Annotated in this window: 12 protein-coding genes; 8 read left to right on the top strand and 4 right to left on the bottom strand. The window is 57.5% G+C overall.

Annotation, left to right across the window (positions count from 1 at the left end; all coding sequences use genetic code 11):
* Positions 1 to 62: 62 nt before the first annotated feature.
* Positions 63 to 1133: an RluA family pseudouridine synthase gene (locus tag ACGY09_RS15660; RefSeq protein WP_397568466.1), complete on the bottom strand. Its 1071-nt coding sequence runs from the start codon at positions 1131 to 1133 to the stop codon at positions 63 to 65.
* Positions 1134 to 1254: 121 nt separating this feature from the next.
* Positions 1255 to 2217 (bottom strand): tol-pal system YbgF family protein, encoded by a 963-nt coding sequence (locus ACGY09_RS15655; RefSeq protein ID WP_397568465.1) that lies wholly within the window; start codon positions 2215 to 2217, stop codon positions 1255 to 1257.
* Positions 2218 to 2723: 506 nt separating this feature from the next.
* Here ACGY09_RS15655 and ACGY09_RS15650 point away from each other — a divergent pair.
* Both ACGY09_RS15650 and ACGY09_RS15645 read left to right on the top strand, forming a co-directional pair.
* Positions 2724 to 3797, top strand: a complete 1074-nt coding sequence (locus ACGY09_RS15650; protein WP_397568464.1) for a dipeptidase — start codon at positions 2724 to 2726, stop codon at positions 3795 to 3797.
* A 394-nt stretch (positions 3798 to 4191) separates the two neighbouring features.
* Positions 4192 to 5529: an MFS transporter gene (locus ACGY09_RS15645; protein ID WP_397568463.1), complete on the top strand. Its 1338-nt coding sequence runs from the start codon at positions 4192 to 4194 to the stop codon at positions 5527 to 5529.
* A 395-nt stretch (positions 5530 to 5924) separates the two neighbouring features.
* Here ACGY09_RS15645 and ACGY09_RS15640 read toward each other — a convergent pair whose 3' ends face one another.
* Positions 5925 to 6680, bottom strand: a complete 756-nt coding sequence (locus ACGY09_RS15640; RefSeq protein ID WP_373649303.1) for a Bax inhibitor-1/YccA family protein — start codon at positions 6678 to 6680, stop codon at positions 5925 to 5927.
* Positions 6681 to 7105: 425 nt separating this feature from the next.
* Here ACGY09_RS15640 and ACGY09_RS15635 point away from each other — a divergent pair, with 425 nt between their 5' ends.
* The 4 genes from ACGY09_RS15635 to ACGY09_RS15620 all read left to right on the top strand — a co-directional run bounded on the left by ACGY09_RS15635 (position 7106) and on the right by ACGY09_RS15620 (position 11182).
* Positions 7106 to 8299: a class I SAM-dependent RNA methyltransferase gene (locus tag ACGY09_RS15635; RefSeq protein ID WP_373649304.1), complete on the top strand. Its 1194-nt coding sequence runs from the start codon at positions 7106 to 7108 to the stop codon at positions 8297 to 8299.
* A 235-nt stretch (positions 8300 to 8534) separates the two neighbouring features.
* On the top strand, positions 8535 to 8843 hold the full coding sequence (locus ACGY09_RS15630) for a hypothetical protein (protein WP_397568462.1): 309 nt from the start codon (positions 8535 to 8537) through the stop codon (positions 8841 to 8843).
* A gap of 222 nt (positions 8844 to 9065) precedes the next feature.
* A complete protein-coding gene (locus ACGY09_RS15625) occupies positions 9066 to 9962 on the top strand; it encodes a carbonic anhydrase (protein ID WP_397568461.1) in 897 nt (298 codons plus the stop codon).
* Between the two features lie 92 nt (positions 9963 to 10054).
* On the top strand, positions 10055 to 11182 hold the full coding sequence (locus tag ACGY09_RS15620; protein WP_397568460.1) for an alpha/beta hydrolase: 1128 nt from the start codon (positions 10055 to 10057) through the stop codon (positions 11180 to 11182).
* Between the two features lie 75 nt (positions 11183 to 11257).
* Here ACGY09_RS15620 and mutS read toward each other — a convergent pair whose 3' ends face one another.
* Entirely contained in the window at positions 11258 to 13975 is a 2718-nt protein-coding gene (mutS, locus tag ACGY09_RS15615) for a DNA mismatch repair protein MutS (RefSeq protein WP_397568459.1), read from the bottom strand.
* Positions 13976 to 14224: 249 nt separating this feature from the next.
* Here mutS and ACGY09_RS15610 point away from each other — a divergent pair, with 249 nt between their 5' ends.
* A complete protein-coding gene (locus ACGY09_RS15610) occupies positions 14225 to 15115 on the top strand; it encodes a hypothetical protein (protein WP_397568458.1) in 891 nt (296 codons plus the stop codon).
* Positions 15116 to 15337: 222 nt separating this feature from the next.
* Positions 15338 to 18424 (top strand): DUF1549 domain-containing protein, encoded by a 3087-nt coding sequence (locus ACGY09_RS15605; protein WP_397568457.1) that lies wholly within the window; start codon positions 15338 to 15340, stop codon positions 18422 to 18424.
* Positions 18425 to 18434 lie beyond the last annotated feature (10 nt).

Raw genomic sequence — 18434 nt, 5'->3', positions numbered from 1 at the left:
CATTGCGGCAGTAGGATCGACAACCGCCTGACGGTCAGAACCGACGACGTCCGCGGGCGGCATCAGTGATGTTTGGAGACACGGCGGGGGGGCTTGGTTCGGTACTGCCGAATGGCTTCCAGCGCCTTCGTGAAATCGTCCGGCAGCGGTGCTTCAAACTCCATCCGCTTCCCTGTGACCGGATGATCGAACCCCAGCTTCAGCGCGTGCAGCGCCTGACGGCTGATCAGCACTTCATCCTCGGCTTCCGGCAATTCTTCCACCAGATCAGAACGCTTCAGCGAGGCGTGACCTTCATAAAGTCGATCGGCGACGATCGGGTTCCCCAGATGGTGCATATGCACGCGCAACTGGTGAGTTCGCCCCGTCTGCGGACAAAGGCGAACGAACGTAAAACCCTGGAACCGCTCCAGCACTTCGTAGAACGTCGCGGCATGACGCGAATTGCCTCCCTCAGGGCAAACCATCATTCGTTCACGGTTGCGATTGCTGACGCGTACGTGCGTTTCGATGTAGTCACGATCAAACGCGATCTCACCCCAGGTGATCGCGCGATACTCTTTCTCAACGGTCCGTTCTTCGAACTGCCGACTGAGATGGTGATGGACCGTATTGTCCTTAGCGACCACCAGCACACCGCTCGTGTCACGATCGAGACGATGCACGATCCCGGCTCGCAGTTTACCCGCCACATCGCTCAGCTTGTCAAAATGAAACTGCAGCGCTCCGGCCAGCGTACCGAGATAGTGCCCTCGACCGGGGTGAACGATCATATTGGCTGATTTATTGATCACGATCAGCGAATCGTCGTCATACAGGATATCGAGAGGAATATCTTCGGCAGGAAGAGTTCGATCAGGAATCTGCGGCAGGTGGAACTCGACGCAGTCGTTGACGCGCAGTCGGCGGGCCCCCTTCACAGGCAGTCCGTTGATCAGGACACCGTTGTCCTCGAGCACGCGTTGAAACGCTGCGCGGCTGAAATTCGAGTAGACTCGTGCCAGATAATGATCGACGCGCCAGCCATGAGCCCGCGCTTCGACAATCAACTTGATCGGGGCCCCGGGAATCTCGACAGGAACGTCTTCGTTGTGATCCAGTTCCTGCTCGGCTTCGAACTCGTTGTCGCTCATGATGCAAATCAGGGTCAGGGCTCTCTACAATTCTGCCTGGCAAGACCGGTCCGGAGATCCGATTGGCTCCATGCCGATCGCGAAATTCAAACGCCTGACCCAGACTGTTGCAGACCCGAACTCACTCTTTCTCGGTTGGCTTCTCTTCTTCAGAAGAAGGTGCGGGATCGGTCGGCGTTTCGTCAGTCTTTTCCGGCGCGGCAGGTGCTTCGGGAACCGCTGGCGTTTCGGGCGCGGCGGGCGTCTCAGCAGACTTTTCCTCGGTCGTGGCTTCGGTCTTTTCACTCGCGGCTTCCGGAGTGATTACGGGATCTGCGGCCGCGTCTTTGAACAGGTCTTTATCTTTGCTGAGACCTTTGAAAATCGCCCCCGAATCGTCCGACCCACGGATCAGGAAGTCGTCAGGCTCTGCAGTTGACGATTCACTGCCCGACTTTTCATTCTTGAAATCGCGAGGACGTGCGTCGGGTGGTTTGGGATTTTCACGACTGAACCACGTGTAGAATTCCTTGGCGGTGTCACGCTTCAGTGATGCAGCACGATCTTCTGCAACAGCCTTGAAAATCGATTCGGGGAACTCCTGAACCAGCTTTTCGTAGGCTTCGACCGCCTTGGAGGTATTGCCGTCGGAAGCAGCTTCCAGACAAATGGCATAACCCCACAATGCCCGTTCACGAATCGTCGGAGCGACGCCGTTCTGCTGCAGAAGTGACTCGAAGCCTTCTCGGGCCGACTTTAGGTCAACGAGAGCGATTTCACGGTTCGTAAACATCAAAGGGAGAGCGGTCTTCAGGTTTGTCTCAGCGACAAACAGCTCTGCCCACTGGCCCGGCGGCTTTCCCTTGAACTTATCAACAACGTCGCCAAATTCTTCCAGGTTCTGAGCCGAGTCGAGCAAGGTCCAGCCGGTCGCAGCCTCGGAATCATTGGTCCGCGTCCACCAGAAGATTCCACCCGCCAGCAGCGCCAGCAGAGCGACGCCACCAATCAGCGTTCCGATATGACGCTCAAGAACTCCGACGGTTCGCGTGGTCACAACGCCGAGATCGTTCGTCAGAAGTTGATGTCGTTCTTCGCTTTTCATGCTGGAATTTCATTCAATTTGGCGGGCAATCTTGATCGCAAGGAATCGAGTGTAGGTCGACCTCGAAAGAGCGTCAAGGAAGGTATCCGATCAGCAAGTGCAGACGACGACGCCACAAACGCCGTTTTTGCCCGGAAAGGAAACGACCGGTCCGTCATGCGTTGCGATGGGCCAACACATCCTGTGCGCCTGGATAGGATGAACGAAACTCGCTCTTCTGCCAAGTTCAAACAGCCGTCAAAATGGCAAATCATCGAGCACGCACAGAGACGGATCACGCTTCCCGCGAGGTTTTGAGCCCCTCACCGGGACAGGTCCAACGAACTCACTTCGCCCGGCCGAAATTTCCCGCGGCTGCGGCAGTCGACCCAGGGACAAGACCCGGGACAAGAAGTCGCTTCGGATTCATCTCTACCTTTTTAAGTGTATTCAGATCATAAATGTGGGAAGTCGGTCCGCACGATTAACCCACCTTTTGAGACCCACCTGTTCGAAAGCAAACCTGAATGCTCATCTTTGACGCTCACCTGGACATGGCCTGGAATGCACTGGAGTGGAACCGTGATCTGATGCTTCCCGTGGCGAAGATCCGCGAGTTTGAGCAGCACTTCGACAAGATCATCCCGGGCCCCTGTACCGTTTCCTGGGACGAGCTTCGCCGGGGTCGTGTCGGGCTGATGATCGCCACCCTGCTTCCTCGATTTCACCGAAAAGACAAGCCACTCACCTTCCCCCAGTCGCGAGAAGCCGCCTACGGAATGTCGATGGGCCAGCTTGCTTACTACCGGGCCATGGTGGAACGGGGCGTTCTGCGGGAAATCTCTGATAAAGCAGCTCTCGACGCGCACGTCGCAGAATGGAATTCACTTCCCGCCGGCACCCCTGAAGTGGGACAGCCGCCCCTCGGATTCATCCTCAGCATGGAGGGCAGCCCCCCCATCCTGTATCCAGAACAGATTGAACACTGGTACAAGGCAGGACTTCGCCTTTTGGGCCCCGCGCACTATGGACCCAGCCCCTACTGTTTTGGAACTGGCAGCCAGGGGGGCTTTAACGAAGACGGCAAGAAGCTGCTGCGTGAAATGGACCGCGTGGGCATGCTGCTCGACGTGACTCACCTCGCCGACGAGTCCTTCTGGGATGCCATGGAGGTCTATCAGGGGCCCTGCATCGCCAGCCACCATAACTGCCGGTCGCTGGTTCCCGCCGATCGCCAACTGACGGATGAGCAGATCCAGGAACTGATTCGCAGAGGTTCTGTGATCGGTGCCGCGTTTGATAACTGGATGCTCAAACCGGGTTGGGTCATTGGGGTTTCAGACCCGGCAACCGTGAAGCTGGATGACGTCATCAACCATATCGACCACATCTGTCAATTGGCCGGCAACGCCAACCATTGCGGCATGGGCACCGACCTGGACGGCGGCTTCGGTAAAGAGCAGTCCCCGTCTGACCTCGACACGATCGCCGACCTGGGACGCGTCGGAGAACTGCTGTCCAAGCGCGGCTATTCTTCCGATGACGTTGAACGGATTATGTGGCGGAACTTCGTGGAATTCTTCCAGCGGGCATGGGCTTGATCCACTCCCCGGCTTGAACCTGAAGAGGGGGGAACCTGCCAGGGCTCCCCTCTTCTCTCTGTTCACGGAAACCATTCGTTTCCCACGGGAACCCGGAACGCTTCGATCCGCCCCTTCACCGCGAATCGACATTTTCGTGGATTGGTGTATAACCCTTCCCTGGCGAGTTGGCCGAACCGGGAACCCCTTGCAACCGTAACCTTGCGGGCAAACGGGTTTTCCGTTCCGCAGAGCGCTGACGGGGTATGAGGATCGATCTCTCAGGCTTCGGGTTCCCCGCGGAAAACGAGCCTTTACTTGCTCCGTCAGGCCGCCCACGCCATCATCAGCCCTTCGCAGCCTCTGGAAACGACGTCTTTTGTTACTCATACCTGGATGATTTAAGGATTCCCATATGCAGCGTTCTGTCTTCTTGAAACTCAGCGTGATGATGTTTCTCCAGTTTTTCATCTGGGGAGCATGGTTACCGTCGAGCTTCGGATTCTTCGGTGACGGGGCGCTTGGCTTCGACGCGTGGCAGCAATTCGGCCTCAATATCGCCTTCCCGATTTCGGCGATCATCGGCATGTTCTTCGGAAATCAGTTCGTCGACCGAAACTTCGCTGCGGAAAAGTTTCTCGCCGTCAGCCATTTCATCGGTGGAACGGCCATGCTGGTCTTCGGTTACATGGCGTGGAAACACTTCCAGGGAGAGCCCGCGGCAGCACCGAACTACTGGATCTACTTTGCCTGTATGGCCATCCACTGCTTCTTCTATGTCCCGACGATCTCGGTGACCAACGCGATTGCGTTCTCGAACATCACCGATCCGCAGAAAGATTTCGGCCCCGTTCGCTTGTGGGGGACGATTGGCTGGATCGCGGCAAGCTGGCCATTCATTTTCATCCTGGCAGACTGGTCCAAGATTCCTGCTTTAAGTGAAGTCGGATTCGTAACCTGGCTTGGGAAGGCGCTGGGAACGCCACTCACAGGACAGCCACTGAACCAGGGCAAAAGCTGGGCATTCATTACCGCCGGAATTGCCTCGCTAATACTTGCCGCATTCAGCCTGACACTGCCTCACACCCCACCCAAGCCCTCAACCGACGAGAAAAAATCCCTGGCCTGGCTGGAAGCGATGCGGTTGCTCAAGCACCCATTCCTGCTGGTGCTGTTCGTCGTCACCTTCATCGATGCCACCGTGCACGACGGCTTCTTCTTCTTCGCATTTACGTACCTCGAAAAAGTGGGCGTCCCTTCCAACTGGATTCAGCCCGCCATGAGCGTTGGTCAAATTGCGGAAATCGGGACGATGGCCGTCCTTGGCTATGTCCTGAAGAGCCTCGGCTGGCGTTGGACCATGATTATTGGTGTTCTCGGCCATACCGTGCGATTCGGTGTCTGGGCTCTGGCACCGGACCCCTACTTTGCCGTTGCGGTCAACGTCCTGCACGGCGTCTGCTACGCCTTCTTCTTTGCCACGCTCTACATTCTGGTCGACGAAGTCTTTCCGAAAGACGCCCGAACCAGTGCACAGGGGTTGTTCAACTTCCTGATTCTGGGACTCGGCCCCATCACAGCACGTTATCTCTGGCCGGAACTCCAAAAGGCCTACACCGTCGACAATGGGGTTCAATACCGCCAGTTGCTGCTGTATCCAGCCGGTGCTGGCTTGCTCGCTGCAATCCTGCTGCTGCTGTTCTTCCACCCGCCGAAGACCGGCACTGAAAAAGCAGAGCCCGCCAGCGCCTGATCGGCCTGACAATTAAAACCGAGCGACCACGGACATCCTTGCCCGTGGTCGTTTTTGTTTCCGACGTACTTGTTTCGGACGTTCGTAGACCAGACCCCGCCAACAGGAGACCGACGCTCCGCAACGACACATCACCGCCCGTAGCGGCGAGACTTCTCGGCTTTCACAGACCTGATCAGCTTGACTCATGCCGGGAGAAATTCTGGTGGAACCACCAGCTCTTTGAATTGCTCTGCAGTTCGGACCGAGACTGCTTCGAGATGACAGACGGAAGAGATCGCGATTCTTGTTGCCAGTCCAAAGGGCTCGCCTGCAGGATAACTTGCGACATCCTGAGGCGAGCCGATCGTGGGATGGGACTGGCCGATTCGACGTTACACAGGTGTTACAGACTTTCAGTCGTTGCGGCTTGACGCTGCCAGCATCGCCAGGAGTCGCAGGATTTCGATGTAAAGCCAGACGATCGTGACCATCAGGCCGAAAGCCGAATACCATTCGTAGTACTTGGGGGCCCCCTGCTCGGCGGCCTGCTGGATGGCTGCGAAATCGATAATCAGGTTCAGTGCGGCGACGATCACGATGACGGCGCTGATTCCAATCCCGAGCATGGTGGGCTGGTAGAGGAAGGACATCCGGATGCCGAACATCGACAGCACCATTGCTGCGAGGTACATCAGTGCGATCCCGCCGGTCGCCGCTCCGACCCCCATTACAAACCCGCGCGTGGCCTTGATGAGTCCCGTTTTGTAGGCGAACAGCATGGCGGCCATTGTTCCCAGCGTCGCCAGAGCGGCCTGAGGCACAATCCCGTTAAACATCCGTTCGTAACCACCCGAAATTGCCCCCAGCAGCAATCCTTCCGCCAACGCATAAAGGGGAGCTGTCACGGGTGCCCAGTTTGGCTTGAAGCTGGTGGCGATCGAGAACACCAGTGCACCGACGAACCCCCCGATCATCCACGGCATGGCCGCAGCGGAATTCCCGCCGTGGGTCATCGCGAATGTCATTGACGCGGTTCCAAAGCACAGCCCCAGCAGGATGAGTGCCTTCGTGGCAGCACCTTGAATCGTCATGCTCTGACTGGCGGAGAAAAACTCGCCCTGGAACGAATCCATTGACGCGGCGCTCAGTACAGGATTGCTACTTCTCATATTGTCTATCCTTTGGAATCTCTCAAAAGCGGACTAGCGGCTCCGGCTTAAACGTCCCGGTATGGCGGAGGTGATCCGCAACAAGCATACGCGAAAACGTGCGATACGGATCAAAATCCGAACGACCAGAGATGTCGTTTTTCGTCAGAGGTTTCCAGAAAAGTATATGCAGAATACGGGTTCAGGGCGAGACGTCCTCCGGAATGTGCTTTTCAACCGCTTTCGGATCGATTCACAAAACGCTACGATTCTGAAGGTGTTGCTGAAGGATTTGTTTGGTCTGTCGTCATTCTGCCAATGCGTCTGGCTCGGTTTGTGACGGTATCGAGGTCTCCCTTCTTGTTGCCATCGCATTGGCACGAAGACATAGTGGCACACTACGCTTTCTTAAGAGCAGACGCACTCATGTTTTACGAATCGCGGAAATGACTCGACGGCTGGAATTGATTGCGACGGCGGCGTTTGGGCTCGAGGCAGTTGTTGCGCGCGAACTGCACGACCTGGGATACACTGAGCAGCAGATTGAAGACGGACGTGTCACGTTCATTGGAGATGAACTGGCCATCTGCCGCTGCAACATGTGGCTGCGATCTGCCGATCGAGTGCTCGTCAAAATCGGCCAGTTTCCAGCTTATGATTTCGGTCAATTCTTTGATCAGATCGAGGCGCTTCCCTGGCACGAGTGGCTGCCTGTCGATGCCAAGTTCCCCGTCTCCGGTAAATCGGTTCGTTCGCAACTCCACAACGAACCAACGATTCAAGCCGTCACCAAGAAAGCCATCGTCGAGAGCTTGAAGCGGAGCTATGACCGCCACTGGTTCCAGGAAACCGGAACGGAATACCAGGTCGAAGTTTCGATCCTGAAAGATCAGGTCCTGCTCGCCCTCGACACATCCGGGCCGGGGCTGCACAAGCGCGGATATCGCGCGAATTCGGGGGTTGCCCCGTTGCGTGAGACGACTGCGGCTGCGCTGGTGCTGCTGAGCTACTGGAACCGCGACCGGCCATTCCTCGATCCGTTCTGCGGATCCGGAACGATCGCCATCGAAGCAGCCATGATCGGACGCAACCGCGCTCCTGGCCTCAGTCGAAACTTCCTGTGCGAACAGTGGCCCCAACTGACACGCCAGCACTGGAAGCAGGCCCGCGAAGAAGCACGCGACAAAGTCAGTGTCAAACCAAAGTTCTCACTGCAGGCCAGCGATATCGACGATCGTGTACTGCGAGTTGCTCAGAACAATGCCATCCAGTCCGGAGTCGGTGGTGACATCGAGTTCAAACAAATGGACGTTCTGGAACTGAAGACATCCCTCGAATATGGCGTCATCATCACGAACCCCCCGTACGGAGAGCGAATCGGGGACAGCGAATCGGCCGCCGATATCTATGACGACATGGCAGACGCGTTCGAGCCGCTGAACACCTGGTCGATCTACGTCCTGACATCACACCCGGGCTTTGAACGCCTCTTCCGACGCCGGGCGACACGTCGCCGAAAGCTCTATAACGGTCGGATTGAGTGTCACTACTATCAGTATCTCGGCCCACGTCCGCCGTGGGAAATTCCGGCCGGCCCGGCAGATTCTGACCAGGACCAACAGTCCAGCCCAGATCACTAAGTCGCCCATCCAGAGAGAGGCAGCCCACTCTTTCTACGCTTAGCGACAGGGCCGGCCCATCCGCAGGCCGAACCTGCTGAAGTGAGATTGACTGGCTTGCCATTCTGACCCGAGCCCAGAAGAATTCCTCACGCCAATTCTCAATCATGCCCGTATACCCCCTCATGGGACGCATTGGAGGGGATGGAGTTCGATACCGCACCAGACGCATCTCGGATGCCAGCGGGGCCTTCCCATGCGCCAGCGGGTCTACCAGATCAGCACTCTTCTCAGCCTGACCGCCGTCAGTTTTGTCGTCATCGGGTGGATCACGGCACTCGTGCGGCACACGGAGTTTTCACGATTCGGCACCGTGACTGGACTCGCGCTCGCCTGGCTCTTCGCCTTGTGCCACTGCTTGACGAGGCCCATTACTGAAACAATTCATCCGCCCCGGACAAAGATAAAGCCCATTCTCCATCGCGTGAGCTTCGTGCTGGGGCTCGTCTGCATCACGATGATTCCCGTTGGCTTGATTATCCGAGGAACCGAACGTGGTGATTGACCCGAACACTTCTACAGCGCCTACGGTGGCTGGGCAGTTCACTTTTTCTTGATCCACTACTTCACGCAGCCTGCATTAGACAATAAAAAACGCAGACCCGACGGCAACCGTCATTAGCGTCAAAGATTGCCAGTCACGTATTGCAGTTGGCTGCTTCGACGAACACAATGCCCTTCCATTTCTCGCCGCGCTGACTGAATTGCACACAAATGAAAGTTTAAGATGGACGTCATTTACCGATACGATCCGTTTGCGCCGATTGTGGCTCGACAGATCCCCGATGCGGATGCCGCGATCAGCGAACTGGTGCAAGGTAATGATCGCTTCAAAAGTATCGTCGATCGAATGCAGCAGCATACGCTGGGAGAATCGACGGGCGAGCCTATGATTCTTCCGATGAGTCCCATGACCTGGGGCCTCCCGCTGTTCCCCGGTGCCGTCCCGACGCAGGCCCCCTTCGCCGCCGTCCTTGGCTGCTCTGACGCGCGTGTGCCGACCGAAGCGGTATTTGATCAAACCTTTAACAATCTCTTCGTCCTGCGTATCGCCGGTAATGTCCTCGGGTCCGAATGTCTTGGCTCGCTGCACTACGCACTCAGGAACCTGAAGGAAAGCTTGAAGCTGGTTGTCGTGCTGGGTCATGCCAAGTGCGGTGCCGTGACAGCCGCAGTCGACACGAATCTGTCACCGGACGCCTATGCCAACATCGCCTGCACCTTCCCTCTGCGTTCACTCGTGGATCAGATCCAGATCGCCGTCAGAGGCGCCACGCACGCCCTGGAAACATACCTGGGTTCGCCGATCACGGACAAAGCCGCATTCCGATCGACTCTGGTTGCAGTCACCTCCTACGTCAACGCCGCCGTCTCGGCACTGGAACTCCAGCGTGAACTGGACCTTTATGACAAAGAGGGACCTCGCGTCGTCTTCGGCGTCTACGAATTCGAATCCCTGCGCGTCCAAAGCAGCCCCGAGTTCCGCCCCGAAGAGCCACGACTGCGTTCCGCCCCCCGGAACGCCAAAGAGCTGGCCGACTATGCCTTCGAAGTCGTAACAGAAGTGATGTCGCTGGATAACCGGGACCTTGAGTCCGGATCTCTGATGGCCTCACAAAGTTAGTTCAATCACCCTGGCAACGGGCACCCCCAATCGATGCTCGTCGAGGGCTTCCGCACTGGGTCAACTCTGCTGATTGGGAAAGGCACATGCGCATGGCCGAACGACTGGTCATTCTGGCGATCCAGGTCTATCTGACATGCCTGATTCCACTGGTATTTTTTCAGCGATCACTGATTTACCACCCCTCACGTTCAGCCAGCCTTCCTGCTGCACAGGCAATTTCGCGGACATCGGTGATCGACATCCGGGTGAAGTCTCACGACGGTTTGACTCTGAATGGCTGGTTACTGATCGCGGGGAATCGGACCGGAAAGAATGAGAGCGAGGCCCTGAACCTGCTGGAGAAGGAAGGGAACCCGGTCATCCTCTATTTTCCGGGAAATGCCGGACAACGTTCCCGGCGGCTTGTGCCGATGGAGGTGCTGACATCCCTGAATGCGCATGTGTTGCTCGTTGACTACCGCGGTTACGGGGACAATCCGGGCACTCCCTCCGAAGCCAACTTTGCGAACGACGCCCGATTGATCTGGAATTATCTGACCGAAGAGCTGAACGTCTCACCCCGCCGGATTGTGATCTACGGTGAATCGCTGGGGGGTGGGGTCGCGACGCGATTAGCGAGCGAACTCTGCAAATCGGGGATTGAGCCTGGAGGTCTGATTGTGCAATCCACCTTCAACTCGCTGGTCTCGGTCGCTCAAAAGCACTTCCCGGTGCTTCCCGTCTCCCTGCTGCTCGTGGACCGTTACCCATCGGATCGCAGGATTAACTCGGTGACGTGTCCGATTCTTCAGATTCACGGCCAGCAAGACCAGATCGTTCCGCTCGAGAACGGGCAGAGATTGTTCGATGCCGCTCCCGCCGCATCAACGTCGGGGATCGCCAAGCAGCAGATCGTCATGCCTACCACCGATCATAACGATGTGTACGACTCGCAGAGAGATTCGGCACTGCTGCAGGAAGGGTTACGGGACTTCCTCGAACAGGTCCAATCACATCTTTCTACCCGGCCTCCTGCCCCCCCGGCTGAGGCCGAACCAGATTCTCCTCTCTCTAATGTCACGTCCCCTGCTCGAGCGGGCCAGAGCGTAAATCTTCTTGACCGACGAGTTGTCATGGCGGGTCTGTTACTCGCCTTTGTGGCTGCCCTCGAATTACTGAAGCGGCAACGCAGCCCACGTACACCGACTGGCGGCGATCATGGGCCCCCGACAAAGTAATCCCTCACGACCCTTCTTGTGTGCGGTAGGCCCGTCCCCTGACCGCAACTACGCGAGCCGTGATAGGCAGCCTCGTTATTGCTTCAATTGGGAGTGCAGACGATGAAGCTCCTGCAGAGCGGCCATCGGAGTCATCTCGTCGACATTTAACTGGCGCAGTTTATCGATGATGGGATGTTCTTCTTCTTCAAACAGCGCGAGCTGACGTTCCATCTTCCGTTTTGTTCGACGTTCCGGAACCCGGGTTCGCCCCGATTCGTCGACGTGGTCACTTTCCAGTGTCTTGAGAATCACTCGCGCCCGATCCAGAACCAGGCGGGGAACGCCGGCCAACTGAGCGACGTGGATTCCGTAGCTTTTATCTGCGGAACCCGGAACGATCTTATGCAGGAAGATGACATCATCGGCGTCTTCGCGGACAGCGACGTTCCAGTTGACGCATTCCTTCATTGACTGGGCCAGTTGAGTCAATTCGTGGTAGTGCGTCGCAAACATGGTGCGACACCCCGTGACGTCATGCAGGTATTCCGTGATCGCCCATGCGAGCGAGATGCCATCGTAGGTGCTGGTTCCACGGCCAATCTCGTCGAGGATCACCAGGCTCTGCTTCGTTGCGGCGTTGAGAATTCTTGCCGTTTCCGTCATCTCGACCATGAAGGTACTTTGCCCCTTGCCCAGTTCATCACTGGCGCCAACACGGGCAAAGACACGATCTGCGATCCCGATCCGGGCGGAACTCGCGGGAACGAAACTGCCCATTTGAGCCAGAATCGTGATCAGGGCCGCCTGTCGAATATAAGTACTCTTTCCCGCCATGTTCGGACCGGTAATGAGCTGGACAAGTCCCTCAGGAAGTGGGTCGGCCGGTGCATCGGGTGGTGCGGACTGCGTTTCGGACGCCTCTGCTTCCCCGCTGGAATCGGAGGCCGGAATCGACCGGGTCAAACTTCCTTTTTTGCCCATGCGGACATCATTCGGCACGAATTCGCCACTTGGCTTCAATCGATCAAGGACAGGATGTCGCCCTTCCCGGATATCCAGTACGGGGTCCAGCGTGATCTCTGGCCGGCAATAGCGGGCACTGATCGCGAGCGTGGCAAGTCCCGCCAGAGTGTCGATCTCTGCCAGAATTTCGGCAATCTCTTTCAGCCGGGCGGATTGCTGAGCGACACGTTCCCGCAGTGCGTTAAACAGTTCCTGCTCGAGCTGGATCGCCTGGCCTTCTGCCCGCAGAACCTTGTCTTCGTACTCTTTGAGCTGCGGGGTAATAAACCGCTCATAGTTTTTGAGCGTCTGTTTACGGATGTAATCCGCAGGGACCTTATCCGACTGAGCCGCCGTACATTCGAGGTAGTACCCGAAGACGCGATTGAAACCGACTTTCAGATTCGGGATTCCTGTCCGCTCAATTTCTTCGGCCTGGTAGCGCGTGATCCAGTCTTTGCCGCCACGGGCCAGGTCCCGCCATTCGTCCAGTTGCGCGTTGTAGCCCTCCCGTATCATCCCCCCATCACTCGTCAGCATCGGGGGTTCGTCGACCAGAGAGGCCTCGATATCCGCCCGCAGTTCCGGACAAAGGTCCAGACGGCCTTCGAGTTCCATCAGCCGACGAGACTTTCGACCCGACAGCTTGGCTTTCAGCCGGGGCAACAGTGCGAGTGTTCTCGCCAGGCAAGACAAATCACGCGGAGAACAGCGGCCCGTTGCCACGCGGGCAGTCAAACGCTGGAGGTCATACGCTTCCTGAAGCTGCTCACGCAGTTCACGGCAGAAAACCGGTTCTGCCATCAGTTCTTCAATCGCATCCAGACGCAGATTGATGCGGGCAACATCGGTGAGGGGATTCGACAACCATTCCCCCAGCAAACGGGCTCCCATCGGCGTCACCGTCTCATCGATGACCGCCAGCAGACTTCCTTCGCGCTGTCCTTCCCGCAATGTCCGCGTCAGTTCCAGGCTGCGTCTTGTCGCTTCATCGATCAGCAGACAGGTCCCTCGCCGGTAAGGCTCCAGGCGCGTGATATGCCCCAGTCCGCTTTTCTGGGTTTCTCTGACATATTCGAGCAGTGCACCGGCCGCCGTGACGCCGGGCGTATCCTCGTCGATATCGAACCCGGACAATGTGCGCGTCTGGAAATGTTCCAGCAAAGTTCGCTTGCACTGATCAGCGGCGAACGACCAGGGGGCCCGATCACTGAGCAGCATTCCATTCATCTGGTTCAGCATCTGGACCAGGGGAAGCGATTCAGACTTTTCGGGGATGAGGCATTCTGCAGGCCGGATTCGAGCGATCTCGTCGACGACGTGTTCCGGCGCCAGATCCGCCATCACGAACCGCCCGGTCGAGACCTCAAGCCATGCCAGCCCGCACAGATCTTTCGCGGGGAAGACACAGGCCAGGAAATTGCTTTCCCGGGGGTCGAGCATGGAATCTTCAGTCAGGGTCCCGGGAGTGACAACGCGGGTCACATCTCGTTTGACCGGCCCCTTGGCCTGCTTGGGATCTTCCATCTGTTCGCAGATCGCCGCCCGGAAACCTCCGCGTACGAGTTTCTGCAGATAGCCGTCAAGTTGATGGTAAGGGAATCCCGCCATCGGAATGGGGTTGGTTGAACCTTTATCGCGACTGGTCAGCGTCAGCCCGATCACTTTCGAAGCAACCACAGCGTCTTCGTAGAACAGCTCGTAAAAATCCCCCATGCGAAAAAGCAGAATGGCATTGGGATGCTGCGCCTTCACCTCAAGATACCGTTGCATGGCAGGGGTGGGGGCACGTTCGGGAGTTGTCGTCATGGATGGATCAGGTTGAATCGATAGAGGAAAGCCGGTAATTCCCCTGCACTCTAACGAGCGGCGGGGGCCTCGCCCACCTCAGCACCCCTTCCGCGACCGGATGGTCAGCTTCGTCGAACGGATTTGCGGTCAGAAGCGATCGTGCCACCAACTGTGCGACGTCCTCAAGTCGGGGATTGCCTGTTGAACTTTCGCACAGGTACAATCGGAGTCCCTTCTTCGCTCGTGGTTTCTCTCAAGGAAACTCCCATGGTTCGCCAATCTGTCTGCTCGCTTGTTGCCATTCTTGTGACTGCCGCTTCACTGGGACTCGTGATCGCTTCTCCGCCCGAGGTCGTCGGCGCGGAGAAGAATAAAACAACGTTCCGGAAGCCGATCAAGAACCCTCCCTTCGATCCTGACGCTACGCAGGTGAACCTCTTCGAGGCGGTCGATTCCGGCAAAGTCACCGTCCGCCTGATCCCGAAGAATGCCCGGGGTGGCAAAGTGCTGATCGAGAACAAACTGGACCAACCCCTGACCGTCAAAATCCCCGAGGCGGTCGCCGCCGTATCGATTCACTCGCAATTCGCAAACGCGCAAATGGACAACAACGCACAGGCGGCTTTCGGGTTTGGCAAAGCTGCCGCCGGCGACAACGCCGGTCCGCAGAACCTCGGGGGCGGCATCATGCCGCTCCTGCAAAATAAGCAGGCTGCCGGAAATGAACCGGGGAAGCCCAATGTCGACGAGCTGGGACAAGGCCTGTTCTCGATTCCTGCCGAATCCGTCATCTCGCTTCCGTTCAGCTCGGTCTGCCTGGAACATGGCAAGCCCGAACCGACCACGGGCAGTAAATATACCCTCGTTCCCATCAACAGAATCAGCCGCGATCCGGTGCTGCATCAACTGATCGCCACCGTGGGTCGAGGGGGTGTCGACCAACAAGCTGCCCAGGCGGCGGCATGGCACGTCGCAAACGGAAAAAGCTTTCAGGAATTGAGCGAAATGATCACAACTCCGATCGATCTGCTCACCCAGACACCTCACTTCAGCGTGGACCAGATCATCAAAGCCGAACAACTTGTGGCGCGCGCTCGTGAACGATCGGAAGAGTTATCCGTTATCGAGGCAACTGCGAAGGTGACATCCAACAAGTAGTGACAGCGAGCCCGATGTGTTGATGTCGTCCCCGGCCCGTTTTCACACGACGCGTCAGTCCACTCTCTCAGTCCCGGTTTGCGGAAGTGAGCTTCTGCTGCCGTTCATCGTCTCGCTGTGCTGCAGAAGAGGGCTCGACGAATACTCGTTGCAGACTTTTCGGGGGGGATGTAGGGTATCTTTCTCCAGAGGGTAAGTCCGTAACGTCCGAGGAATGACCAGATGCGAATGGCCAGGGATTGTGTGCGCTGGGTCGACAGCATTCTGGCATTCACCTGGCTATTGCTGACCTTGGGATCGAGTGTTGCTGCCGAGACGCAGCCAACCGAGTCGATTCGGTCGCTCCTCATTCAGAAATGTATCGCCTGCCATAGCGGCGACGAACCCCAGGGAGGGCTCGATCTCACCACGCGGGAACACCTGCTGATGGGTGGTGAATCCGGTTCTGCATTCGACGAATCGCAGCCACTTTCCAGCCTGATCTGGCAACGGGTCGAGCAAGGGGATATGCCCCCCAAACACCCGCTGACAGACGAGGAAAAACAAACCGTCAGACTCTGGCTCGAAGGGGGAGCGACGTGGTCCGGCGGGGCACTCGATCCGCTGGCAGTCACTACCCCACATCGCGCAGGCTTCGACTGGTGGTCGCTGCGACCCCTGAGACAAGTCACGATTCCCTCAAACAGCATGACGGAAATCTGCACGCAGCCGATTGACGATTTCGTACTGGACGAATTAGCCAGGCATCAGCTTTCGATGTCCGCTGCGGCAGACGCCTCGACACTGATTCGGCGAATCTCCTATGACCTGCTCGGGTTGCCCCCCCTGCCCCAGGAGGTGGCCGAGTTCGCTGCGGACTCGCGTCCCGATGCCATCGAACGACTGATTGACCGGTTGCTCGCATCCCCCCATTACGGAGAGCGATGGGCACGACACTGGCTGGATGTCGTCCGATTTGGCGAGAGCAATGGATTCGAGCGAGATCTGCCACGACCGAACGCCTGGCATTACCGGGACTGGGTCATCAGTGCACTCAATCGAGACATGGCGTACGACGATTTCGTCCGCTGGCAACTCGCCGGAGATGTGCTGGGCCAAGACGAGGCGGAATCAATCAAGGCGATGGGATTTCTGGTCGCCGGGGCGCATGATACGGTCATTCCCGTCGTCGACACCATGCGGGCAACCATGCGCCAGGATGAACTCGAGGATCTGGTCGGAACAGTCACACAGACGTTCCTGGGTCTGACCGTGAACTGCGCCCGATGCCACGACCACAAATTCGATCCCATCACCGCGCGAGAGTACTATCAGATCGCATCTTCGCTGGCCGGGATCAATCACGGCGATCGCGAGTACATCCCACCCGAGGTTGTCCGCCAGCTCGCGGCGTGGCAGACGGAAATCGAACAACTCACCCGGCAACTGAAAGAGGAAGAGACTCCCCTTCGCGAGCTCATCCTGTCGGCACGGAGTGCCCCGGAAAAGCGATCCTCAGTCACTCACCGGGAACCAAAGCCATTCGCAGCCTGGGACTTTACCCGGGATCTGCGGGATCAGGCAGGCAACCTGCAACTGACGTTAGTGGGGTCGGCAGAGCGAACTCCGAACGGTCTCATCCTTGATGGAAAGTCGTTCGCCCGATCGTCCCCCCTGCCCATCGCCTTGGCGGAAAAGACGCTGGAAGTGCGGGTTCAACTGAAAACACTGCACCAGTCAGGAGGGGGCGCGATCAGCCTCCAGACACTCGATGGCCAGACATTTGATGCGATTGTCTACGCGGAAAACGAAGCCGCACGGTGGATGGCGGGAAGTGAAGGTTTTCAGCGCACCCTTTCCTATCAGGGGGCAGCCGAAGAACGGGCCGAGCAAGAGGCGATTGTCTTCACACAAGTTTATCACGCCGACGGAATCATTACCGGTTACCGGAACGGCCAGCCCTACGGGATCTCAATCCGAAAATCGGCCGCCATGGCGTTCGAAGCGGGGCAATCCCAGATTCTGCTCGGACTGCGACACGGAACCGAAGCGGGTGGTAACCGAATTCTGACGGGAACTATCCTCACCGCCAAACTTTTTGACAAAGCTCTCACGCCGGACGAAGTCGCCGCCTCGGCCGATGTCACCAACACGTACGTCTCAGAAGATGAGATCCTGTCGCGACTGACTCCCGAACGGCAGACATCGCGTATCGCGACAAAAGAGCGACTGAATCGCCTGAAGCAGAGCCATGCAGAACTGGCGAAGAATGGTCCGCAGACGGTTTATACAGCGATACTGACCCAACCCCCGGCAATGAGGGTTCATAAGCGAGGCAGTGTTCTTGCACTGGGAGAAGAGGTCGAGCCTGCGGGATTGATGGCCATCAAGGGACTGGACCCTTCCTTTGAGCTTCGACCTGACTCCATCGAATCGCATCGGCGAAGCAAGCTCGCAGAATGGATCACCGATGCCCGTAATCCACTCTTCGCCCGGGTCATGGCAAACCGCGTCTGGCATTACCACTTTGGACAGGGACTGGTGGAATCACCGAATGACTTTGGTTTTCATGCGGGGATGCCCAGCCACCCGGACTTACTGGAATGGCTGGCCCAAGAGTTCAGGAATGGGGGTGCGAGATCAGCTGCGCCAAACGAAGCCACCGGAACGAACGGGATGTCTGCATCGCGTTTTTCGCTGAAACGACTGCACCGGCTGATGCTGAGCTCCACCACTTGCCGACAATCGTCCGCCTTCAATTCCGAAGCCGCTCGCCAGGATGCCAGCAACCGGTTCCTCTGGCGAATGAATCCCCGTCGATTAGAAGCAGAAGCGGTCCGGGATACGATGCTGTCCGTGTCCGGATCACTCAATACCGAACTCGGAGGGAAGGGCTATTCGGATGTAAACTCGTACTTTTTCAAAGGGACGCAGTTCTACGATCCGATCGACCCCGTCGGCCACTCCTCTCACCGACGCACTTTGTACCGGATGGGAGCGCGCGGCGGACGGAGTCCCTTCCTGGATAACTTTGACTGCCCGGACCCTTCGACGACGACGCCCCGCCGGTCATCGACGGTGACACCCCTCCAGGCGCTTTCACTCTTGAATCACTCATTCAGCCTGCGAATGGCTGACCAATTCGCTGAACGGCTTCGGCAGATCAGTAACCAACCGGACAGCCAGGCGAAAGCCGCGTTTGAGTTGCTTTACTGCCGGATCGCTGACGAACAGGAAATCGAACTCAGCAGGGCCTTCATCGCGGACCAGGGATTGTCGGAATTCTGCCGGGCGCTGTGGAATTCGTCCGAATTTCTGTTCGTTGACTGACTTCACGACT

The sequence above is a fragment of the Schlesneria sphaerica genome (assembly GCF_044336245.1).
Classification (GTDB): domain Bacteria; phylum Planctomycetota; class Planctomycetia; order Planctomycetales; family Planctomycetaceae; genus Schlesneria; species Schlesneria sphaerica.
The sequence above is the reverse complement of the archived record's forward strand: the minus strand, read 5'-3'. Positions and strand labels throughout refer to the sequence as shown.